The organism is Treponema sp. OMZ 805, from assembly GCF_050937395.1.
GTDB lineage: Bacteria > Spirochaetota > Spirochaetia > Treponematales > Treponemataceae > Treponema.
On the sequence record NZ_JACCLP010000014.1, the window covers coordinates 36942 to 58832 of the forward strand.

The 21891-nt window shown below is 48.2% G+C and carries 16 protein-coding genes; 7 read left to right on the forward strand and 9 right to left on the reverse strand.

Going from position 1 to position 21891, the window contains the following annotated elements; all coding sequences use genetic code 11:
* Positions 1-18: 18 nt before the first annotated feature.
* The 9 genes from HGH47_RS10450 to folP form a co-directional block, all read right to left on the reverse strand.
* Positions 19-3840: a DEAD/DEAH box helicase gene (locus HGH47_RS10450; protein WP_212564658.1), complete on the reverse strand. Its 3822-nt coding sequence runs from the start codon at positions 3838-3840 to the stop codon at positions 19-21.
* Positions 3841-3954: 114 nt separating this feature from the next.
* Entirely contained in the window at positions 3955-5334 is a 1380-nt protein-coding gene (locus HGH47_RS10455; RefSeq protein ID WP_212564657.1) for an MATE family efflux transporter, read from the reverse strand.
* 40 nt (positions 5335-5374) lie between these two features.
* Positions 5375-6646, reverse strand: a complete 1272-nt coding sequence (locus HGH47_RS10460; protein WP_212564656.1) for a CobW family GTP-binding protein — start codon at positions 6644-6646, stop codon at positions 5375-5377.
* A gap of 143 nt (positions 6647-6789) precedes the next feature.
* Positions 6790-7614, reverse strand: coding sequence for a tRNA pseudouridine(38-40) synthase TruA (truA, locus tag HGH47_RS10465; RefSeq protein WP_432912243.1), 825 nt, complete (start codon positions 7612-7614; stop codon positions 6790-6792).
* Positions 7601-8482 carry a DUF2225 domain-containing protein gene (locus tag HGH47_RS10470; protein WP_212564654.1) on the reverse strand — a complete coding sequence of 294 codons (882 nt, stop codon included), beginning with the start codon at positions 8480-8482 and terminating at the stop codon, positions 7601-7603. Before HGH47_RS10470 ends, truA begins: the two co-directional genes overlap by 14 nt.
* Positions 8483-8544: 62 nt before the next feature.
* Positions 8545-8916: a holo-ACP synthase gene (acpS, locus tag HGH47_RS10475; RefSeq protein ID WP_212564653.1), complete on the reverse strand. Its 372-nt coding sequence runs from the start codon at positions 8914-8916 to the stop codon at positions 8545-8547.
* Positions 8913-9893, reverse strand: a complete 981-nt coding sequence (locus HGH47_RS10480) for a CdaR family protein (RefSeq protein WP_432912247.1) — start codon at positions 9891-9893, stop codon at positions 8913-8915. Before HGH47_RS10480 ends, acpS begins: the two co-directional genes overlap by 4 nt.
* Complete coding sequence (cdaA, locus tag HGH47_RS10485) at positions 9890-10702, reverse strand: diadenylate cyclase CdaA (protein ID WP_212564651.1); 813 nt, start codon at positions 10700-10702, stop codon at positions 9890-9892. The genes HGH47_RS10480 and cdaA overlap by 4 nt, the downstream gene beginning before the upstream one ends.
* A complete protein-coding gene (folP, locus tag HGH47_RS10490) occupies positions 10689-11543 on the reverse strand; it encodes a dihydropteroate synthase (protein ID WP_432912251.1) in 855 nt (284 codons plus the stop codon). The genes cdaA and folP overlap by 14 nt, the downstream gene beginning before the upstream one ends.
* Before the next feature lie 418 nt (positions 11544-11961).
* On the opposite strand from folP, the gene HGH47_RS10495 reads away from it, so the two are divergent.
* The 7 genes from HGH47_RS10495 to HGH47_RS10525 all read left to right on the forward strand — a co-directional run bounded on the left by HGH47_RS10495 (position 11962) and on the right by HGH47_RS10525 (position 21830).
* On the forward strand, positions 11962-13212 hold the full coding sequence (locus tag HGH47_RS10495) for a class I SAM-dependent methyltransferase (RefSeq protein ID WP_432912254.1): 1251 nt from the start codon (positions 11962-11964) through the stop codon (positions 13210-13212).
* Positions 13209-14147: a nucleoside triphosphate pyrophosphohydrolase gene (gene mazG, locus HGH47_RS10500; RefSeq protein ID WP_432912257.1), complete on the forward strand. Its 939-nt coding sequence runs from the start codon at positions 13209-13211 to the stop codon at positions 14145-14147. The genes HGH47_RS10495 and mazG overlap by 4 nt, the downstream gene beginning before the upstream one ends.
* A complete protein-coding gene (miaA, locus tag HGH47_RS10505; RefSeq protein ID WP_432912260.1) occupies positions 14140-15084 on the forward strand; it encodes a tRNA (adenosine(37)-N6)-dimethylallyltransferase MiaA in 945 nt (314 codons plus the stop codon). Before mazG ends, miaA begins: the two co-directional genes overlap by 8 nt.
* Before the next feature lie 88 nt (positions 15085-15172).
* Positions 15173-16114 carry a tetratricopeptide repeat protein gene (locus HGH47_RS10510; protein ID WP_212564647.1) on the forward strand — a complete coding sequence of 314 codons (942 nt, stop codon included), beginning with the start codon at positions 15173-15175 and terminating at the stop codon, positions 16112-16114.
* 18 nt (positions 16115-16132) lie between these two features.
* On the forward strand, positions 16133-18811 hold the full coding sequence (gene greA / locus HGH47_RS10515; RefSeq protein ID WP_212564646.1) for a transcription elongation factor GreA: 2679 nt from the start codon (positions 16133-16135) through the stop codon (positions 18809-18811).
* A 167-nt stretch (positions 18812-18978) separates the two neighbouring features.
* Entirely contained in the window at positions 18979-21228 is a 2250-nt protein-coding gene (locus HGH47_RS10520) for a vWA domain-containing protein (protein ID WP_212564645.1), read from the forward strand.
* A gap of 104 nt (positions 21229-21332) precedes the next feature.
* The gene (locus HGH47_RS10525; RefSeq protein WP_230974289.1) at positions 21333-21830 is read left to right on the forward strand and encodes a DNA-deoxyinosine glycosylase; all 498 of its coding nucleotides are present in this window, start codon (positions 21333-21335) and stop codon (positions 21828-21830) included.
* Positions 21831-21891 lie beyond the last annotated feature (61 nt).

Genomic DNA, 21891 nt, shown 5'->3' on the forward strand with positions numbered 1-21891 from the left:
TAGTCCCCTGCCTCAAAGTTACTCAAACAACTCGGCAAGTTCTGCGTTGCTCATCTTGCCGATCCACGATTCGCCGCCGCTCAAGGTCATCTGTGAGATATGCCGCTTCTTCTGAATCATCTCGTCGATTTTTTCTTCAAAGGTACCGGCGCAGATAAAACGGGACACAAACACGGTGTTGTGCTGCCCGATTCGGAATGCGCGGTCGGTCGCCTGATCTTCTATCGCAGGGTTGTACCAGAGGTCAAAGTGGATAACGCGGGTCGCGGCGGTAAGGTTTAAGCCGGTGCCGCCTGCCTTGAGCGAAATAAGAAAGATGCGCTGCGCCGGATCGGTTTGGAACGATTCGACTGCGGCCTTTCGTGCGGTAAGCGGCATCTGTCCATGCAGCAGCAACGGCTCATCTCCGAATTGCTCCTGTATCAGCTTCCGCAATAAAAAGAGCGTTTGCGTGTATTGGCTGAAAATCAGCGTCTTTTCGCCGGCGTCCAATATTTCGCCGAGCAGCTGCATCAGCGCCGCAGTTTTTCCGGAAAGCCCTACATCGGTCTGAAAGCTTTCGTCGTAGACATGGGGATGGTTGCACACCTGCTTTAAGGCGGTCAGCAGTTTCAGTACCAACGCATTCCGCTTAATCCCGTCTTCGGTCTTCAACACGCTTTTCAGCTGCGTTTCAACAAGGCTTTCGTACAGCGCGATTTGCTCCGGTGTCAGGCGACAGTATTGCGGCGTAATCACTTTTTCGGGTAAGTCGGAAATAACGACAGGGTCGGTTTTAAGGCGGCGGAGTAAAAACGGCGCGGTAATCTTTTGGAATGATTCCGCAGTCTCCGCATCGCCGTGCAGCTCGATGGGTATGCGCCATTTTTTACGGAAGGTTTCCGCAGAGCCGAGATAGCCCGGAATGATAAAATCGAACAAGGCGCGCATATCCTCAAGGCTGTTTTCAACCGGCGTACCGGTCATCGCGATGCGGGACTGTGCCTGCACAAGCCTGAGCGCTTGGGCGTTTTTGGTCTGTGTATTTTTAACCGCCTGCGCTTCATCGATAATCAGGCAGTCAAAGGTCTTTTCGGAAAGTTTTTTTACATCCCGCTGGAGGGTCTGGTATGTCGTAATGTGAATGTCAGACTTCGCGGAAAACCGCCGCCCCTGTCCGTGCAAGATTGTACAACGAAGCGACGGAGCAAAGGTGTGCAGCTCATGTTCCCAGTTCGGTAAAAGACTCGCCGGAGCCGTGATAAGGATGCCGCTATGCTCAAAGCCCTGTTCTTTTAATTTGAGAATGAGGGCGATAACTTGCAGCGTTTTACCGAGTCCCATATCATCACCCAACAGACAGCCGAAACCGCTTTTAATGGTAGAATAGAGCCACTGAAACCCTTTTTCCTGATACGGCCGGAGCCTCGCCTGCAATGTGCGGGGCACTGCGGCGTTTGTTTCCTGAAAGAGCGAATAGGAAAACGGCGCGCCGTCCGCCATGACGGTATCTCCGGTCAGCGTCCCTTGAATGACCTCGTTGATGTCGGGTCTTTCGTGCTGCATGGTTTCGAGAAGGCGCGCCGTGTGTTCGGGATCGACAAGGATGTAGCGGTCGTTGAATTTCACCAAACCGCTGCTTTGCTTCATCAATGCGCGGAATTTCTTGGCGCTGATGACGGTATCGCCGAGCATAATGCTGCGGTCATAATCCATCAGGTTATCAAGGCTGAGGTACGACTGTACGGCGCCGGCTCCTTTTTGTCGTTTCAGCTGGAACACCGCCCGCGGTTTCAGCGCCCGCTGCAGCGTCTTAGGCAGTACAACCTCTATCCCAAAACGGGAGAGGAGCGGCGCCGCCGTCCGTAAAAACACCGCCGTCTCTTCCTGCGTAAGCGGAACCGACTTTTGCCCGATCATCTCCGTTAATTTCGGCAGATATGCGGAAAGCGCAATCGCGAACTCCACCGTTTTGCTTTCCAGCTGTACGGAGTCGGCGATACGGGAAAACGGTACGAACCGGTTGTTCGTTTCTTCGCTGTGGCAAACCTCGGCGGAAATTTGAAAGTCGGATTTTTTCGCTTCCTCTAAAATGAGCCGAAAACGGAGGCTGTTGCTGTCGTAGTAGAGCGCGGCAAGCCAGCGGGTAATCGATGCGGGAAGACGGCGCATACCCGGCGCCTTCGTGTTGATAGTCGCGCCTTGGAAAAAGAGAGCCGCAATTTCCTGTTCCGCTTGGCGGATACCGGCGGGCATAAAACCGGCAGTATGTACATATTCGGTGAGGAACGCCGTCAGCAGTAGTTCGGCGCAGTACCGCCTGCCCCAGCTCTTAACTTGCGGAAAAAATGCTTCGGTAATAAAGAGAGCGCAGCGGTCGATTGCAGCGGAAACAGCCTGCGCCGAAGTCAGCGGCTTCCAAAATATCGCCAGTTTCCGCGTTACCGGATCGAGGTATACCGCCGGCAGCAGTGCGGATTCGGCAACGAGCCGCTCTCCGAGCGTCAGTACCGTATATACTACTTTCATGCCGTCAGGAGAATCCGCGGCAGGCGTAACACCGCGCAGGAGGTGAAGTGCTTGCACGAGCGTCAGCGCCGCCTCCGTACCGTTCGGAAGCCGCACGCGGAGCTGCAACGCTGCTTCTTTCTGCAAGGGGAAAGCCGGAATACCTGCCGTTTTTTGCTTCGGCAATTTTGCCGTATCGAGCCGAACCGGCGTGTACAAAAGGCGGCTTGAACCGCACAGCGCTGCCGCCGAGGCGCAGCCCGTACCGGATTTCATTAAAACGGCAATCCGCTGTTCAAGCGTCAACTCGAATTCTTTGTTCTGCCGGACAATCAGTTTATGGTATAGCTCTTTAAAGGCTGCCACCAAGTCATCATCATAAAACGGTGTAAGCGGCGGAAGCAGCGCGGAAATCAGCGATAAAAACGATTCTTCAAGCGGAAAGCGGGGAAGCTCCGCCGGTACGTCCGGCGCAGGCTCATCCGCACAGCGCAGGGATAACGGCACCGGATGTTCGCACTCAGATTCCGACGGCACCGGAAGAGACGATGCTTTAGCCGCCGTACCCGCCGCGCCGGATTGCCTCGCTTTCCTTTGCGCTCCGGCAGTTGAGGCATTACCGGTTGCCGGTGTTTCAAGCGCGGTATCGGATACTTGACCGGCTGTTATTCCACCGACGGCAACCGTATCAGCATTCGGTGTTTCACACGCTGCAGTACTTGCCGTCGGTGTAACACCCATTGCCGTATTCGCTACAGGGGCAGTATCATCCGCCGATGCTACGCACTGCTCCGGTACGACGGTTAGAGCCGGTTCGGCGGACATCTCCCGTGCGACGGGCAATATCTTTTTCCGCAGTTCGGCAAGATCAATTCCCGCAAGCTGAAAGAGGAGCCGCGGATCGTGGTCGATTTCTTTTGCGAGTATATACAGCACCGCGGCAATGTGTTTACACAGAGAGGCTGAGTCGGGACAGGAGCAATCGCTTTCGATAAGGCTCCAGCGGCGGGGAATAAACCGTATATCTTTTGCCTCAAAGAGCGTTACAAGGCGTTCCGTCATCGTACCGCTTCCCAATGCGATGAAGTCGGCGGGATGCTCCGTTAAGATTTTTTCCAATTTTTTACGGTTCGGTTCGGAAATAGGGGGAAAGGTGAGCGAAATATAGTACCACGGGTCGTAATGCCCCGCGACGCGGGCTGCAACTTTATTGCCGGTAATAACGAGGGAATCTACCTTACCGGTATTCGCGTAACTTTTCCCCCGCGACACCCGCCCGTCGCCGTCATAACTTTCGATCATCCGTAAAAACCATGCGCCCCACGGCGTTGTTCCGTACTTACTGCGTGCCATAGGACGATTTTATAGGATTTTAGCCTAAGATGCCAGCTGCGGCTGCACGCAATCTAAGAGAACTGAGAATCTCTCAAAATTACTCTGATATATCTCAACAAACTAACATAGAACTTACACCGGCAGCGGCTCGATCTTCTCTTTGTAAATACGATGCATAAAAAAGATGCACGCGATGATGGAAACAACTTCGGCAATAAGGTACGACCACCAGATGGCATTGATATCGCCGGACAGCGAAAGCAAATATGCCGCCGGAAGGAGTGCGACGATTTGGCGTACAAAGGTCGCAATCATGCTGTAGACTGCGTTGCCGAATGCTTGAAATACCGAAGAAAAGGTGATACCGAGCGCTGCGCCGAGAAAGCTGCATGCGATGATGCGGATTGCAGGAACACCGATCGCGAGCATCGCGGGGGATGCATCGAACAGCCCCAAAAGCTGTGCAGGGAACAATTCAAAAAGCACCAGCCCGAATAGCATAACCACCATCGCAAGCAAAAGACCGTTCCGTATCGTCGCCGTAATCCGCTTTCTGTTCCGTGCCCCGTAATTGTACGCGATAATCGGCACCATGCCGTTGTTCAACCCGAACACCGGCATAAAGATAAAGCTGTTCAGCTTAAAGTACACGCCGTACACCGCAATCGCAGTGCTCGAAAAGGCGCTCAAGATGATGTTGAGAAAGTAGGTGGTAATCGATGTTATAGAGCTGAGAAGGATAGACGGCACGCCGACTTTATAAATTTCCGCAACGATGCGCGGCTCGGGAAGCAGGTTTTTAAGCTTAAACTGAATTTCACGGTTTTTTGTTACGTTAAAGAAAACCGAAACACAAAGACCGAGTATCTGCCCCAATACGGTTGCGAGCGCCGCGCCCCGGATACCCATTTTAGGGAACGGCCCAATCCCGAATATCAGCAGCGGGTCGAATACCACATTGAATACGGCGCCGGAAAGCTGTGAATACATCGTATACAGCGTAAGCCCCGTTGATTGGAGCAGCCGGTCGAACGTAATACCGAAAAAGAGCGCAAACGACATACGGAGCACAATGTCCAAATACGCTTCCCCGTAGGAAACAATTCCGGCGTCTACTCCTTGAGAAGCAAGGTAGGGGCGTACCAGTACAATCCCCGCAATAAAAAAGACGATAAAGTTACAGGCCGCCAAAAAAACGGCGTTCATTGCGGTTTTATTGACATCCTCTTGATTCCGCTGACCGAGCCGTTTGGACAGCAGCGCATTAACGCCGACACCCGTCCCTACGGCAAAGGAAATCATCAGGTTTTGGATGGGAAAGGCAAGCGATACGGCTGTCAACGCATCCTCGTTGATTTTTGCCACAAAGATACTGTCGACGATATTATACAACGCCATAATGAACATCGAAAACATCATCGGCAGCGACATATTGAGGATGAGCTTCATAATCGGCATAACGCCCATCTTGTTTTCAGCAGGACCGATAACTCTTGCCTTTAGTTCTTCCATTCATATCACCTATTTAAAACGGTTTTTGTCCAGCATTTTGTTAATCGAGTAGGGCATCCAAGTCTGCACAAATCTTCTTTTTATCAAGCTTTTGCCCGATAATGCAGAGTTTAATCATCCGGTCGCCGACTTTTTCGTCCCATTCTTCCCTCATCCGAGGTTCTCGGGCGAGAATTTTTTCCTGTTCGCGCTTAGAGGCGGTTGCGAGCCATCTGCCGGAAGCCCCCGCTTGAATTTGCCGTCCCGAAGTTTCAAAGACGTATGCCATATCCTGCTCATCGCTGAACCAGACGACGCCCTTGGAGCGGATTATATTACGCGGCCATACTCCTGCATATTTTTCAAGCTTTTCCCTGCTAAACGGACGGCGGCGGTAGTACACAAAAGAGCCGATACCGTACTCATCCTCATCCGCGCCTTCATGTTTATGTTCGTGATGATGGTGGTGGTGATGCCCGTGTCCGTGTTCTCCATGCTCATCATGTCCGTGATGACCATGTTCGTGATGTTCATGCTCATGATCACAGTGTTCGTCATGGTCGTGGTCGCAGTGCTCATGGTCATCATGGTGGTCATGATCGCACTCTTCATCGTCATCATCGTACTCTTCCGCACGTTTTTCCAGTTCGGCGACCCAGCCCGCACTTTCAAAGACTTTTTCAAAGTCAAACCGCTTTGTCGCAAGCAAATCCTCGAGCGGCACCTGACACCGCGTTGTCTCTATCACCTTAACATGGGGCTGGAGCTTAGTAACAACCGCTCGCACTTTTTTCATCTGATCTTCCGTTACCAAATCTTTTTTGTTGATAATGAGTGTAGAGCAAAACTCAATCTGCTGAACGAGGAGTGATTCTATATCTTCTTCTCCCATATCCTTTTTTAACAGCTGCGCTCCGTCGGAAAACTCATCCACCAGCCGCTTTGCATCGACAACGCTGACGACATTATCCAAGTAGCCGTTTTCGATTGTTTCAATAGCCTGCGCAATCGGCATCGGCTCGCATACGCCGCTCGATTCAATCAGAAGGTAGTCGTACTTTCCCGACGCAATGAGGTTTTCAATCTGCATTACAAGGTCGGTTTTAAGCGTACAGCAGATACAGCCGTTGGTAAGCGGCACAAGGCTGCTTTTATCCGTGATATTGGCGTCCTTCTCTATCAGACTGGCATCGACGTTGATTTCGCCGATATCGTTGACAATGACTGCTACCTTGTAACCCTTTTGGTTCGCAAGGATCATATTCATCAAGGTCGTTTTGCCCGCGCCCAAGTATCCGCAGAGCAAGGTAATCGGTACTAATGGTTTTTTCATATATTTCTCCTATCTAATTAATTTCTCCTATCTAAAAACAATAAAACATGAATATACTATAAAATAATATAAAATGGAAGAACTTTTGAAAATAGCCTGTTGAACAGGAGCATCCTTACGGCGCAGTAGATGCGTCGTCTATTTCAAAAGCCGTCTGATTCGTTTACCCTGAGTAACTGCTGCGGATACTCAATTGACCATAAAAAAAGCCCCTGCGGAGGGGCGGTTTCTCCTGCATTTCGGCGGTCTTTTGAGCGGAGAACAGCCTCAAAATCCTCTTTCGTACCGTTCTGCTGTTCATAATGCAGCAAAGTTCCGGTTATCGAGCGTACCATGCGCCACAAAAAGGCATTTGCTGAAATTTCAAACACGAGAAATTCCCGATCGGTAAAAAACCGCGCCGTATAAATATAGCGCAATTTGCTTTTACTTTGATCCCCTGCAGCGGAAAAAGTCGTGCAATCCAATTCTCCCGACAAAACGCTTGCCATCCGATTGAGTAGGTTAATATCCGGTTCGCGCCGTATATGCCAGCAATAGGGTAATTGATGTGCAAAGGCTGTTTTCCCGCAGTGAATAAAGTACCGGTACGTGCGGGATCGGGCGCTAAAACGGGCGTGCAGGTTATCTGAAACATGAAACGCTTCCATAATCCGTATATCCTTAGGCAACGCGGAATTGAGCGCCGGAATAAAGCTATCCGGTTTAATCCGCGCTATATCGGTAAAAAAGTGCGCAGCTTGCCCGCAGGCGTGCACTCCCGCATCGGTTCTCCCCGAACCGAAAAGCTCGACGGGGTGTTTATGCAGCAGCGCCAGCGCCCGCTCAATTTCGCCCTGTACGGTGCGGAATGATTCTTTTCCGTGCTGCAACTGTTTTTGCCATCCATGGAAACGTGTTCCGTCGTATGAAATACGGAGCAGAATATTCCGCCGGAGAACAGTCGGCTCAGCATCAGTCGTCGTCATCGGTTTCGTTTAATTCACGTTTCAGCGTATCATAAAGGGTGCGGGCATGTTCCAAAATCGGGCCGGGCTTACTTTTGGAAGATTTTCCGAGCCCGAACATCTTTGCCAACGCAATTTTATGCATTTCCAGCCGTTTCAACCGAGTTTTGGTATCTTTTCTCTGCCCGTACCGATATTCCAATAAGGCGCACAAATAAATAACACCGTCATACCCGTAGTTTTTATCTACATCGGGACCGAAGGATTTTAAGCCTGCAATCATCTCTTTGCCGGTGGTCTCCAATTCAAGCGCACGCCGATACAAGAACAATGCCTTTTGATAAAAAAGGTTGGAAATATACGTGTAGTTCTCTTCCGGTTCTTTTTCGCCGAGCGTCGAAAAAAGCCATGCCGCACGGATCGCACATATTGCCTGTTTAATAGTAGGAGAATACTTTGCAGTGAAATGATCGTAGCAGAGCAAAGCAAGATAATAGGAGGCGGCTCCTTCGTGAAGCGTTCTAGCAGTATTAAAATCAACGTGCCCGAAAAGACCTTTTACCGCACTATAGCGTTCGTTCATAGCTTCCAGCAGCTTTTCGGCAATCGGCTTTTCGATAACTCTAAAATCTTGTGTAAAGCCCGTGTACAAACACTGCGGGCAAACAGTCATGCTGTAGATAAGCGGATAGACCTCTCCGTATTTTGCCGACGGTTCATATAAGCGGCGTAATTCTTCCGTTAAATCACCGGCAATAACGCGGCCACCCCCGGAATACATTTCTTCTCGTTTAAACTTTGCCCCGCATACAGGGCATTCAACCTGATCCTTGGAATAATAAGAAATAGCTACTTCTTTTTTGCTTTGCTGATCTTCTTCACGTTTCATACTATGGATCTCCTTTTAACCCTACCGGCTACCGGTAAAACCTCACTTTTTACCGCATCCGATTAACTTTCCAATATAACACCTGCAATAGCCATATTACTTTCATGGGTCAGCGAAAGATGAATATGAGTACCATGGATACGCTCAAATGGTATAGCTGCATCGTCAAAGAGCATTAACTCCGGTTTCCCGTTCGGATTATTAGTAACAAGGATATTTTTCAATGTTATCCCCTTCAATCCGCTGCCAAGCGCTTTTCCATACGCTTCTTTTGCAGCAAAGCGGGCTGCCAAAGAATATGCGGCAGCCGAGCCTCTGCTTTTGGTCTCCATCAATTCTTGCGGATGAAAAAAGCGAGCAAGCAGTCCCTCATACTCCATCCACCGCCGTATCCGGCTTATATCAACAGCATCTATTCCGAACCCGACAATCATCTGTGCATCTCATCATCTTCCGATACTTCTGTAAACTCCACCGTTACCTGCACCGATTTAGGATTCACTTGCAGTATCTGCAACTTTGAATACTCTGCCGATAACACCGGCACAACGGGCAGCGTATACACCCCTCCCTCGGTAATGCTTTCGCATGATACCGTTAATATATTTTCGGAAGGACTCCATGTTTCCAGCAGTTTTTTTGGCCCTTGTACTTCCAAGCTGCCGGTTTTTGTATCGGAGGTTATCGACAGCTCCTTATGCTGCTTTTCAAAATAAATGGGAATATTATCAAACTTTTTTTGGATAGTTGTTTCATTGATTTTAACGGTGGACTGCACTTGAGCCTTGCCGACAATAGAAATCAGAGGATTGTTATTGATGATGGAAGCGGTTCCCGAAAAGCCGTTTGTACGCGCTTCTATCGAAAGCGGCTCAGTCACGAGTTCGTTGATTTTTTCAACGAGTTCGGCAGGGCCTTCAATTTCAACAGCCGCCGGTTCCAGCGAACTTTCGGTTACTTCATATCCATCGGCGGGAATCCCTTTTAAAGAAAGCATAACAGGCACCTGTTTGCGTATACTTGTCGCCAATCGAAGCGTTAAAATTGACGGTTCTGTGCTGATTTCCACATTACCAAGCGGCGTTACCGTACCAAGCAGCCGAGTCTCGATAGGTATTCGGTATGTTCCTTCGGTTTGAAAATCCGATATATTGATAAAGGCAGAAATATCCTTCTCGTTGATGGAACCGATTCCGGTCGCATCCCCCCAAACGGTAACCTTTATCTTTGCGGGATATTGTTCTGCCGGTGTAAGGGGGCCGCTATTTTCAACTGTAAGCGGTACAATGAGGTATCGCTTATCCAATAAAGCTCCGCGATAAAACTCCGACAGGAAAACAGCAAAGACAAGACAGATAATTTTAACCGGCCAATTTTCGGTAAGCCGGAGCAGTATTTGTTTTATGTTCATGAAGCGCTTCCTTCGGATTTCTCGGTAGTTTGAGTTTTTGACTTGACCTTGAGCAGATAAGTCAGCTCCGATTCAATATTGTCCGTTGTAAGGTCGTAATACAGTTTTGAATCGTACGCGAGGCTGATCGCTCCCGATTCTTCGGACACGATAAGCACAACCGCATCAGTTTCTTCGGCAATACCGAGCGCTGCACGGTGCCGTGTCCCGAAGCTCTTGTTGATATCTTCCTGTTTGGTGAGTGGTAGATAACAGCCCGCCGCGATAACCCGCCCGTTATCGATAACAACCGCGCCGTCATGCAGTGGAGTATCAAATTCAAAAATAGTAACGAGAAGATTCGAGCTGATTTCCGCATTGATTCGGGTTGCGGACGGATTTTCGATAATCTCTTTTAAGTTATTCTGCCTCAAGAAGATAACCAGCATCCCGCGGCGCTCTGCAGAAAGGCGCTCGGCAGCAGTTAATACATAATCGATATGGCTGTGTTGGGAGCGGGAGCGTCTGAACCAATCGTTCTGCCCCATCGTCAAGAACATTCTCCGCAGTTCAGGCTGAAAGATAATCGCAGCGCCGATGACAACCCCGGTCGCAAGCGTATTCAATATCCAAAGCAGTGTCGTCAGGTGTAGTAAGAATGCAACCGCATAGATGAGAAGCATCAACAATGCACCCTTACCAAGCTGCGCTGCCTGCGTTTTAATCAGTATCTGATATGATTTATACATCAGAAACGCAAGGAGAAGTATGTCCAAAACCGGCCCGATATAGGTGAGGTAGAACGACAGCATATCCCTAAGTAGTTCCATATTTTTGCAATTCCTTTAACACCAATAATAGTTCCCGCGTTTCCGCAACATCGTGAACCCGTACGATCGATGCGCCTTGCTGTACTGCATACATCGTTGCGGCAAGCGTTCCGGAAAGCCGTTGTTCGGGAGAACCGCCGGTAACGGCTCCGATAAACGACTTCCGCGAAAGACCTGCTAACAGCGGATAGCCCAAGCCGGTAAAGCGGGCGCTGGCCGCAACCAGCCGGTAATTATCTTCAACCGTCTTCCCAAAGCCGATACCGTAGTCGATAATGATACGCTCTCGCGCTATGCCGCAGTTTAGAGCATACTCAATCCGTTCTTCAAGATAATCCCGTACTTCCGTTACTACATTTCCATACTGCGGAATACGCTGCTGCATTGTCGGCGGCGTTCCTTGTTTATGCATAAGAACCACCGCACCGCCTTCGCCTGCAATCAGCGTACCGAGTGCAGGATCGTCGGTTAAAGCAGAAATATCGTTACACAGCGTTGCGCCTGCCTTAAAAGCAGCCTTCATAACCGCCGCTTTCCGTGTATCTACGGATATGGGAATAGCGCTGTGCCTCCGGACAGCCTCGATTAAGGGGATAACCCGCTCGAGTTCTTCTTCCTCGCTGATATAGGAAGAACCGGGACGGGTCGATTCCCCGCCGATATCGATAATATCGGCGCCTTCTGCTTCCAATGCCAATACCCGCTCCAAGCCTTTTTCCACGCTTACCGAACGGCTCGGTTCATAAAACGAATCGGGCGTTGCGTTAACAATTCCCATGATAAAAGCCGGTAAATCGGTTTTTATTATCTGCCCTTTTCCGCAATCAAGATGCAACCGCATAGCAGATTATAACAGATTTTCCGGCTCTTGTCCTAGACTTCGCACACAGGGTAAACGCATTAGGCCGTTTTTTCATATCCGCCACGGACGGCGGTGACACTAATCAGCAGCAAGTTTTTTGTTAGAAAAACTTGATACGAACATTGTACAAGGAAGTACAATGTTCGTGTTTCCCGCAGAATAATAGCGGCTGTTCAACCAGAGTTGAACCACTTCGCGGTTCAAATGGTCTCACAGCCTCAATGCTTCTGCGCTTTTTATCTACTCTGCCTGATGCGTTTACCCGTCTGCCAAAAAAAATGTGCGAAAATTTATCCAAAATTTCGCACAAAAGGGTATGGTAAACGCATCAATGTGTGTGTCCGTTGCTCGATTTGTTGTTTTAGTCCATACTTTTTGATACAATGCCTCACCATCTATGAGTACCATCTATACCCCCGATCAGGCGGCGCAAGAATGCCTGAATACTTCTATTATACAGCTTTCATTTTCCCGCCCGTGCAAGGGAATCGACGAAACAAAGGCGCGCATTCGGCTTATCACGGTAAAAGGGAAAGCCGTGTATCAGCTGGAAACCGTCAAAAACAAGCAAGCATTTCAGAAAACGATTGAACCGGAGGCGGTATCCGGCGCAATCGCGGAATGTTTTACCCGCTTTAAGGCTGTGGAATGCCGCGGGCAAAAAGAACAGCTCTTTTTTTTGCAAAACAACAAGGGAATCATCGCCCTTACCAAGCGGCTTCCTTACTCCGCTCCGCTAACGGAAAACAACTGCGGCGGGCACAATAAGATAAAGAAGTATCTTATTCCCGAAGGAACACCGCTCACATTCTTAATTGAACAGGGGGTGATGAATGCGGAAGGCGTCGTCTTAAAGCAAAAATACCATAAGTTTCGGCAGATCAATAAATTCCTCGAATTTATCGCCGGGGTCGAACCCTTTATACGGGATACGGTTACCCGTTCCGGCAAGCCTTTTTCCATTACCGATTTCGGCTGCGGTAAGGCCTATTTGAGCTTTGCGCTCTACTATTATCTGCATGAACGGCAAGAGCTTCCGGTACGGATTCACGGGTTGGATTTAAAGACCGAAGTTATCGAACACTGCTCCGCGCTGGCGGAACGGTGCGGCTACATGGATTTGGACTTTGCCGAAGGGAACATCGGCGACCATCCGTTGCCGGACGGTACCGGAATGATGGTATGCCTCCATGCCTGCGATACGGCAACCGATTTGGCGCTTGCTCAAGCTGTCCGCGCACAGGTACCGATCATCTTTGCCGTTCCGTGCTGCCAGCATGAACTGTATGCCCAGCTTAAAACCCGAAAAGAAGCCTTCCGCACGGAAGATCACTTGCTGCTCCCCTTTATGGAGCACGGTATTATTACCGAGCGGTTTGCGTCGCTTTTAACCGACACCGTGCGGGCGCTCCTTCTACAAGCCTGCGGGTACACCGTGCAGATTATGGAATTTATCGAAACGGAACATACCCCTAAAAATATCCTGATCCATGCGGTAAAAAAAACACAAAGCGTCGGCCAAGCGGAACGGCTGAAAGAAACAGCGCTCCGGCAATACCGCCGCATCAAAGAGAGCTTTTGTATCAAACCGACATTGGAACAGCTATTGAAGGATATGATTCCGGCAAAACAACAGGAGAACTTATGACCTCACACAACAATACCGACAAAAACGAACAAGACTCAGCCATTCATACTGCGGCGATAGCGGCACAGCCGGAAACAGCAGCAGCAGCCGAAGCTTTTGCAGCGCTTTTTACTACCATTAAACGGCTACGGGCGCCGGGCGGCTGTCCGTGGGATATCGAGCAAACTCCGATGACGCTGCGGGCAACGCTCCTTGAAGAAACGTATGAAACGATTGAAGCACTGGAAGAAGCCTCGGCGGACAGCTCAAAGTCCGTCCATGCGGCGGAAGAACTCGGCGATGTACTTTTAAACATTGTGATGATTGCGTATATGTTTGAGCAGGAGGGAGCTTTTTCCGTCGCAAAGATAATCGGCGAGCTGAACGAAAAACTGATAAGGCGGCATCCCCACGTATTCGGGCAAACCGCAGGCTTTCCCGATCCCGACGATGCAAAAAAGCCGGTTACGGCGGAAAAAGTGCTTGCGCAATGGGATACCATCAAAGATACCGTAGAAGGCCGTGCAAGCGCCTCCGCATTGGATTCTATTCCGAAAACCTTTCCGCCGCTCACCCGTGCGTACAAACTACAAAAACGGGCGGCAAAGAAAGGCTTTGACTGGGATACGGCAGACGGACCGCAGAAAAAAACAGAAGAAGAACTTGCGGAATTTACGAACGCGCTTGCACACGGCACGCATGAAGAAGCGGAAGCGGAATTCGGCGATCTCCTTTTCAGCTTGGTGAACACCGCGCGGCATTTGCATATCGACCCCGCAGTTGCGCTCAGCCGTACCAATGCAAAGTTTGAGCGCCGCTTCCGCTTTGTCGAAAAACGCATGGCGGAATCCGGTATTCCCTGCTCCCACGACACCCTAGCCCTGATGGACGGCTTTTGGGAAGAAGCCAAGCGCATGGAAGCGCAAAACTCATCCGCCCTGCGTAATAATGAATAAGATAACGCTAATGCCGCACTATAATTGCGCCGTCGTATTAGGCGCTACGGCAACGGGAAAAACGGCGCTTGCCGTAAAACTTGCGCAAGCAAAAGGCGGCGAAATCATCTCTGCCGATTCCCGGCAAGTATACCGCGGGCTCGATTTGGGCACGGGGAAGGATTTGCACGAATACGGCAGCATCCCCTATCACCTTATCGACGTCTGCGATTTAAACCGCGAATTTACGGTCTTTCACTTTCAGCAGGAAGTATACCGCATCTTTCCGCAGCTTGTTGAAAAAGGCAGCTTGCCGATTATCGCAGGCGGCACCGGACTGTACCTTGATGCTATCCTCCGCGGCTATGAGCTGATCCCCGTGCCCGAAGACCCCGCATTGCGCGAAGTGTTGGCAACAAAGACACTGCAGGAACTGCAAGATATACTCATAGCGCTCAAGCCGGATATCCACAATAAAACCGACCTCGAGCAGCCCGACCGCCTTGTCCGCGCTATCGAAATTGCCCGTTACCGGCAGGAGCATCCCGAATCCGCCGCCGCGCATCTGCATGCGGCGCCGTCCATCAAGCCGAAAATCTACGGTATCTCGCTTGAGCGCAGTGTGCTACGCGAACGAATCCGCCGCCGCCTCATTGCCCGCATCGATGCCGGTATGATAGAAGAAACCGAACAAATACATGCGCAGGGCTATTCATGGGAGCGGCTCGAAAGCCTCGGACTGGAATATCGCTTTACCGCGCAGTATCTACAGGGAAAAATCGAAAGTAAAGAAGCCTATATCGAGCAGCTCTATCGGGCAATCGGGCAATTTGCAAAGCGGCAGGAAACATGGTTCCGGCGCATGGCACGGAACGGCATCGAAATAGAATGGATTGACGGCAATAAGGCGGCTCAGCTGACAGCAGCGGTTATTTCAGAAATGGGACATTTCTTATAAATCACCAAAAATGAAGGCAGATAATAACAAATTTCTTAAAACAGGTCAATTGACTAAAGCACGGTTATCAGTATAATGATATGGAACTATGATAGATCGTTCTGTTCAAACCATATTGCAGCCCGCTCTTGTCTTTCTTAAGCAAGGAGACCTTGAGCAAGCGCATATCAGTCTTGGACGGCTGCTTGAACAGGACTTAGAAAACCCTCAAGTGATGTACACACTAAAAGGGGTTAGTTTCTGGCTTGATCGGGTGCGTTATTCACAAGCATTAGCCGATGATTTCTTGCGTGGTGAGTATATTATTTCTCAATGGAAACCCTTTCTCGATTACATAAAGGATAAGGGAGACTTTAACGAGCCGATTATCTATGCGCTCAAGTGCAGTGTGTTTACAATTGCGTTACGGTTGTACCGCTCGCTCCTAAACGGAACTGAACCGGTACATAATACGGCAGAAATATATCGGAAAACAGGACTTTGTTATAAAGCCCTTGGAGATTATGAAACGGCGATCAGCTGTTTACGATATGCAGCCGATCTGAACACCAATTCATCAGCTATTCCGGCGGAACTTGCTGATGCTTATGCTTTAAGCGGCGAAGTACGGCTTGCGAAGATTTTTTTCCGGGAAGCACTCTTTAAAAATGCTTCAGAAATAGAGTTATGCTTTCTTGAATCTGAAATTATCAACGCGCTCGTTACTAAAGTCGCAACCATTGGTTTTACAGGAGAGGAGTTGTTGGAATGGCTTCCTGTTTACGGTACGCTTGATGGCGTACTCAATGTAAAACGTGAACTGAAAGCCTTGGAACTGGGGAAGCTGAAGCAGTCTATCTATATGCTTGAAAATGAGCTGAGGCAGAAAGACGTAAAAAACAAAAAACTTCTAGTCCCTCGTTTAATTAATTACTATTTTTGGCTTATAGACCATTATATGAATGGCACTGTCGAAAAGACCAAAATAGATGAGATTCTTCTAAGAATTAAACTGCTCGACGAGAAAATCTATGACCGCTATATACGGTAATGACACAGTGAGGTGAATATGTCAGATGTATTAGAAAAGAATGTCCGCGATATATTTAATGAGGAAAAATGGACACGTGCTGCCATTACAAATTATTCCATTAACAATTTTAAAGAACTTGACACGCTGATTGAAGACGCAAAACGAAATCATCATTTGGATGAACTAAAAGAACTATCCGATGAGCATCTCTCTCATAACAAAACAAGTATTACAGCATTGTATATTTCGAGTATTATTGCACTTTCCAAGCAGTTGCTCGATGACTCTTCGCTCATAACGCTGGTAACCATTTTTATCGACAACCATCGGATGCAGATCGTTGAATACCTTTGCCGGCGGGTACTTGAATTTGGGGACTCAAAATTTGCGCTTCGAACGTTGGCAAACTGCTACAAAGAATCCGGCAATGAAGATATCTATGATATTTGGGAGCGGCTTGTCCGTATCGACTATGAAGAAGCGGATATTCCGAAACAACTTGCCGAGCGGTATCAGCAAATGGGCGATACGGAAAAAGCCGTTGAATATTATAAAAAAGCCCTGTACCGCTATATCAACCGGCATTCATACACTGCCGTAAAAGAAGTATGGGCACGTTTGGTGGAGTTGGTACCGCAAGAAATCGACTTTTTCTATCATGTACAACGGAAAATAGCGGATCATCTCGGTGCGGAACGGGGCGCTGCGCTCATGCAGGATTTGTATGATTATTATAAAAAAGAAAAAGATTGGAATACCGCTATCGATATTTTAAAACTGGTGCTCACCAGCGACGATAAAGATAACTGGGCTCGAAAGGAAATTGTCGAATGCTTTAGAGAAAAATATGCATCGCACAGTCAGCTTGAAGAATATATAAAAGTGTCAAATCTAACACAGAGTTGGCGGAATGTTTTTGAAGCTATCGATGATTTTGAAAAGCATATTTCTTTTGATGAAGGCTGTTTTGTATTCCACCGGACATGGGGTGTCGGACGTATTGCAAAAGTTAATAACGATGAATTGGTTATAGACTTTGCAAAGAAGCGCGGACACACAATGAGCCTTAAAATGGGCATCACCGCTCTTCAAACACTGGATAAAGATCATATCTGGGTATTAAAATCGATTATGAAGCGCAATGAACTCGCTGCGAAGGTGAAAACAAATCCCGAATGGGCGCTAAAGACCATTATCCGCAGTTTTGATAACAACTGTGATTTTAAGCGGATTAAGCATGAGCTGGTTCCCTCGCTGCTAACCGACAAAGAATGGACAACGTGGAGCACCAAGGCACGAAAAGTCGTTAAAGAAAATCCCGAATTCGGTATAAATCCTACCAATATCGATTTCTACACTGTACACACTCGTCCGATTTCGCTTGAAGAAAAGCTTTCGAACGAATTTAAAGCGCAGAAAAACTTCTTTGAGCGGGTTGAAATCATCTTTAATGTTATGGAAAGCGGTGATACGGACTCAGACAGCTTTCAGGATATGATCAATTACTTTGATGCCTTCCTCAAAGCCTTTAGTCAAGTGAATGAACAAGTGATTGCAGCCTATTTAGTTATGTCAAAACTCACTGCAGCGCTGCCGCACCTGAGCGTAACACAACATCATAATTTCGCGGAATTATTCGCGCAGATAGAGAACCCTGCTGCCATATATCGCGGCATAGAAAATAAAGAACTCCGAAGTGCATATCTCCGCAACATCAAGAACCTTGTTCCGGATTGGAGCGATCAATATGTCCGCCTATTTCCCGTGGTACTTTCTGCAGAAGTACTCAATCCGCTCCTTGAAGAATACCCCGAAAAGGTAAAAGAGTTGGTTCTGACGTGCTTCAAAGACTATAAAGAATACCGTGAAGCGGTTATTTGGTTCTTCAAAAATGCTCAGGAAGAACAATGGTTTAAAGACTTGAATATCGACTATGAACACGAGATTATTGTTCTTATTCACATCCTCGACATAACGTATCGGGAGATTGCAAGCCGACGGAATACAACTGAAAATCGGAAAATCAACAAGCAGGTACATACGATTCTCTTTGGTAAAGATGCCTTGCTCGAAAACTTTATCCTCGACCACGATGAAGATGCCGTTACAAGACTCTATACACTCGTCAGCGATATTAAGGACTTGGATCCGCCGATTAAAATGCAGCTGCGTAACCGTATCCTTGAAAAATACAAGAACTTTAAGTTCTTCGACGAAGTGGAAAAAACGGTTACGGGACGCGGTTTAATCGTAACATCCAAAATGCTTGAGGAAAAGAAAAAAGAACTCCAGCGGCTTATTGAAGTTGAAATACCGCGTAACTCGAAAGAAGTCGGGTTTGCACTCTCCTTGGGCGACTTGCGTGAAAACTCCGAATACAAGGCTGCAAAAGAGGAGCAGAATAGACTTAACAATACGGTAAGCCGCTTGCAGGAAGAGCTTGAACGTGCTCAAGTGTTTGATCCTACAACCATTACCACAACACGGGTCGGTTTCGGCACCATTGTTGTATTGGAGAAACCCGGCAACAGCGAAAAAGAGACCTATACCATCCTCGGTCCGTGGGAGTCGGATCCTGAAAACGGCGTAATCTCATATATGTCGCCGCTCGGTACGAACCTGTTAAACCACAAGGTAGGGGAAACACTTTCGTTTACAGTAAATGAAGAAGAAAAGACATACAAAATCCTTGATATTTCTGCGGCAGCTAATTGATATGAAAGGACATCTTAAAACTAACCACATTTTTAAAGATGTCCGATAATAAACCTGTTCGATAACTGCGTTTTCGAACAGGTTTAATATAAAAAGAGCCTCTGCAAAAATTGGAAATGCCCGTGTTTGGAGGCGTTCTTTTTAGATAACTGTAAAGGGGAGTAATAATGAAAAAAATAAGGATTTTTGCCGTTGCAGCGATCTTCTGTTTAATTGCATTTACATTGAGTGCTCAGACAACTCGACAAGAGACTGCTGATGTAATCGTCCTTATGGATACTTCCGGTACCGTGTTACCCTATTACGAGGTTATCAATAAGCGTGTACTACAATCCATCATTTCAAAATTTGTACGCATAGGGGACTCCTTTCATCTTATCTCATTTAATGCGGTTCCCCAGTATGAAATGTCACAGAAAATCAATACCGAAGCGGATTTATCCCGTGTAGTTTCCCGTTTTATGCTTCTATATCAGCTTGGTCAAAGCGCCGATTTTTTATCCGGTATCAATTTTGCCGGTCAATATATGACGCAACTACCATCTCAGCAGGAAAAGATCCTTATTGTTATTTCGGACGGTATTTTTAATCCGCCCGCATCAAGCCCGTACCGGAATTATACCGGTGAACAGGTAAAGACTGAATTAGCAAAAGTTTCCGCTTCCATCCGTGCAAAAGGCTGGAAGGTATACTATGTAAAACTCCCCTTCCCTTCCGATGCGGTTATTAAGGACTTGGACGGAGCCTTTTATGCAGGTAAGCTGGATGCGGCAGGTTCGCTTGATCAATCAGGCGTCGATAGTGCAGTAGCTTCTTCGGGTACGGCGTCGAGCAGTACAGGTAATGCTTCGAGCGGGCAGAAAGGATACGCATCCGATACCGGCACGAATGCACAAAATAGAGCGTCAACAGGAACCGCAGGACAGCCTGCCGGTTCAAGCACAGGGCAAGGGATAACCGATTTTGCACCAGCGGGTTCCAATACCGGTGATACCATCGCTCAAAACCGAGCGGGTACACCGGATAGTTCAAGTACGGCAGGGAAAACGGCTGAAAATGCTGACGTATCGGCAAACGGTGGACAGGACAGCAGCACAGGCGCCGATTCTTCCGGACAAGGGCTGAAAGAGTACACCGATGTTTCTCAAGCCTTTACGGAAAACCTCGGTATTGAGCCGAGCAACTTGCCGGACGAAGGCGGAGTAGAATTCAACGATACGACGTTTCCTCTTCCGCACATTATCTTTCCCGAACGTATAGAAACTTCCGGTAATACTGCCGCACTGCCGCTCACTATTATCAATGAAGTGGCAGAGTCCGTTGAAATACAATTGCAAAGCGTTTCTTTGACAGCCGACAGTGAAAGCCAAAAGCAACAACTGGAAAATATCATTGTTCGTATTCCCCCTGAAGGAAAAAGCGAACTTACCATACGGATTACGCTACCCAACAGCTTACGTAAAGAAGGCCAACACCGTACCGATGTACGGCTTGACCTTACACAGCAAGATAAAACATTTTCCCAAGCGGCAGCCGTAATGCTCACCGTTAAACCGACATTCGTTCAATCACTGCTGCAGGGCAATCTTCTATGGATATTGATCGCTGCGCTGGTATTTACCCTTATTCTGCTGTTAATTATCTTTATGCTTCGCCGCAGGGCTTCCGAACCGGTTAAATACGCCGCGCGGATGGTCGGACAACAGTCCGATTCAAGACAGCAAAGCAACACTGCTCGGCAAACCGATTTTAATAGAAACCGGCAAGAAGCGCTTACAGCTTCCCAAACAAAATATTATCCCGAACAGCTGGGAAACAAAGCCGATCCGCGCGACACCCTGAATACCTTCGGTTCCCAAACAGCTGCCGCCGCCTCGGCAGCCCAGAGTGAAACGGCAGCTCAATTTGATCACCTTGCACAAGAACGATCCCGTGCCGCCGAAGGACGTTTTGCTCTGTTAAACAGCGCAGAGAGCCATCTCAACCGCCGACCGGGGTTGAATCACGGCTATTATAGCGGTCGCGTTAGTACAAAGCCTTCGCAGTCGGGCATGACGGAGCTATTCGTCTATAACCAAACCACACTAATTGGAAAACGGAATATTCACGTGATGAAACAGGGAACTCGCCTGAGTATCGGCGGCAGCAAGAGTGATGATTTTTTAATCTTCCTTGTACCCTTCCCTGCCAATCTCGCACAGGTACAGTATGATGGAAACGATTACCGTGTTTCGATTTTAAAACCGGAATACTTCCCCTACGAAGCATCGAATACGATCTATCCCTGCATCGGACGGGATATAACAGCTGTGTCTAAGAAAGGCTATCATGTTACGTTCACGTTTAGAGGCTATGAAGACCCGATGATTAGATTAAATACGCTTCTTACGTCGATCAACTACACTGAGGAGCGCTAAAAAGCGGGGCGCATAGCCCTGCATCAGGTCTATAGCCATACAACAGCACAGAACAAGCCGGATACAGCTTGTCGTATTTAGAGTAACCTATATCTGTTTCTAAAATGATGTCTGAAAGAATTGTCCATCCCTTTCCGCCGGTGTATAGCTCCGAATCGCGTATTCTTATTTTAGGTTCTTTTCCCTCCGCCGCATCCCGTGCGCAGGAATTCTACTATGGTCATCCGCGGAACAGATTTTGGCCGCTTCTTGCCGCTTTACTGGGCGTGGCGGAACCACCACATTCGATAGAAGAAAAAAGAGAGATGCTGTTGCAGCATCATATTGCGCTGTACGATGCCGTTACCGCCTGTACAATTACCGGATCTGCCGATGCAAGTATACAGTCCATCATACCGGCGGATTTAAGCAGTATTTTCCAAGAAGCACCGATCCAAGCAGTCTTTGCAAACGGTACGAAAGCGTACGAAGTATGTATCAAACACATTGGAATTTCGGCTATTAAGCTCCCGTCTACAAGCCCTGCAAATGCACGGTTCAGCTTTGCAGAGCTTTTAGCCGCATGGAAACAAATACTGCCGGAAGCAGGGCGAATACATTAGGTCGTTTTTTAACACTTCTGCACCGCCACGGCACGAATGCCCTATCAACAGAGATAACACA

Excerpts from the sequence above, each read along its gene's own strand:
- HGH47_RS10450 (WP_212564658.1), bottom strand. The coding sequence starts at position 3,840 with ATGGCACGCAGTAAGTACGGAACAACGCCGTGGGGCGCATGGTTTTTA.
- HGH47_RS10455 (WP_212564657.1), bottom strand. The coding sequence starts at position 5,334 with ATGGAAGAACTAAAGGCAAGAGTTATCGGTCCTGCTGAAAACAAGATG.
- HGH47_RS10460 (WP_212564656.1), bottom strand. The coding sequence starts at position 6,646 with ATGAAAAAACCATTAGTACCGATTACCTTGCTCTGCGGATACTTGGGC.
- truA (WP_432912243.1), bottom strand. The coding sequence starts at position 7,614 with ATGACGACGACTGATGCTGAGCCGACTGTTCTCCGGCGGAATATTCTG.
- HGH47_RS10470 (WP_212564654.1), bottom strand. The coding sequence starts at position 8,482 with ATGAAACGTGAAGAAGATCAGCAAAGCAAAAAAGAAGTAGCTATTTCT.
- acpS (WP_212564653.1), bottom strand. The coding sequence starts at position 8,916 with ATGATTGTCGGGTTCGGAATAGATGCTGTTGATATAAGCCGGATACGG.
- HGH47_RS10480 (WP_432912247.1), bottom strand. The coding sequence starts at position 9,893 with ATGAACATAAAACAAATACTGCTCCGGCTTACCGAAAATTGGCCGGTT.
- cdaA (WP_212564651.1), bottom strand. The coding sequence starts at position 10,702 with ATGGAACTACTTAGGGATATGCTGTCGTTCTACCTCACCTATATCGGG.
- folP (WP_432912251.1), bottom strand. The coding sequence starts at position 11,543 with ATGCGGTTGCATCTTGATTGCGGAAAAGGGCAGATAATAAAAACCGAT.
- HGH47_RS10495 (WP_432912254.1), top strand. The coding sequence starts at position 11,962 with ATGAGTACCATCTATACCCCCGATCAGGCGGCGCAAGAATGCCTGAAT.
- mazG (WP_432912257.1), top strand. The coding sequence starts at position 13,209 with ATGACCTCACACAACAATACCGACAAAAACGAACAAGACTCAGCCATT.
- miaA (WP_432912260.1), top strand. The coding sequence starts at position 14,140 with ATGAATAAGATAACGCTAATGCCGCACTATAATTGCGCCGTCGTATTA.
- HGH47_RS10510 (WP_212564647.1), top strand. The coding sequence starts at position 15,173 with ATGATAGATCGTTCTGTTCAAACCATATTGCAGCCCGCTCTTGTCTTT.
- greA (WP_212564646.1), top strand. The coding sequence starts at position 16,133 with ATGTCAGATGTATTAGAAAAGAATGTCCGCGATATATTTAATGAGGAA.
- HGH47_RS10520 (WP_212564645.1), top strand. The coding sequence starts at position 18,979 with ATGAAAAAAATAAGGATTTTTGCCGTTGCAGCGATCTTCTGTTTAATT.
- HGH47_RS10525 (WP_230974289.1), top strand. The coding sequence starts at position 21,333 with ATGATGTCTGAAAGAATTGTCCATCCCTTTCCGCCGGTGTATAGCTCC.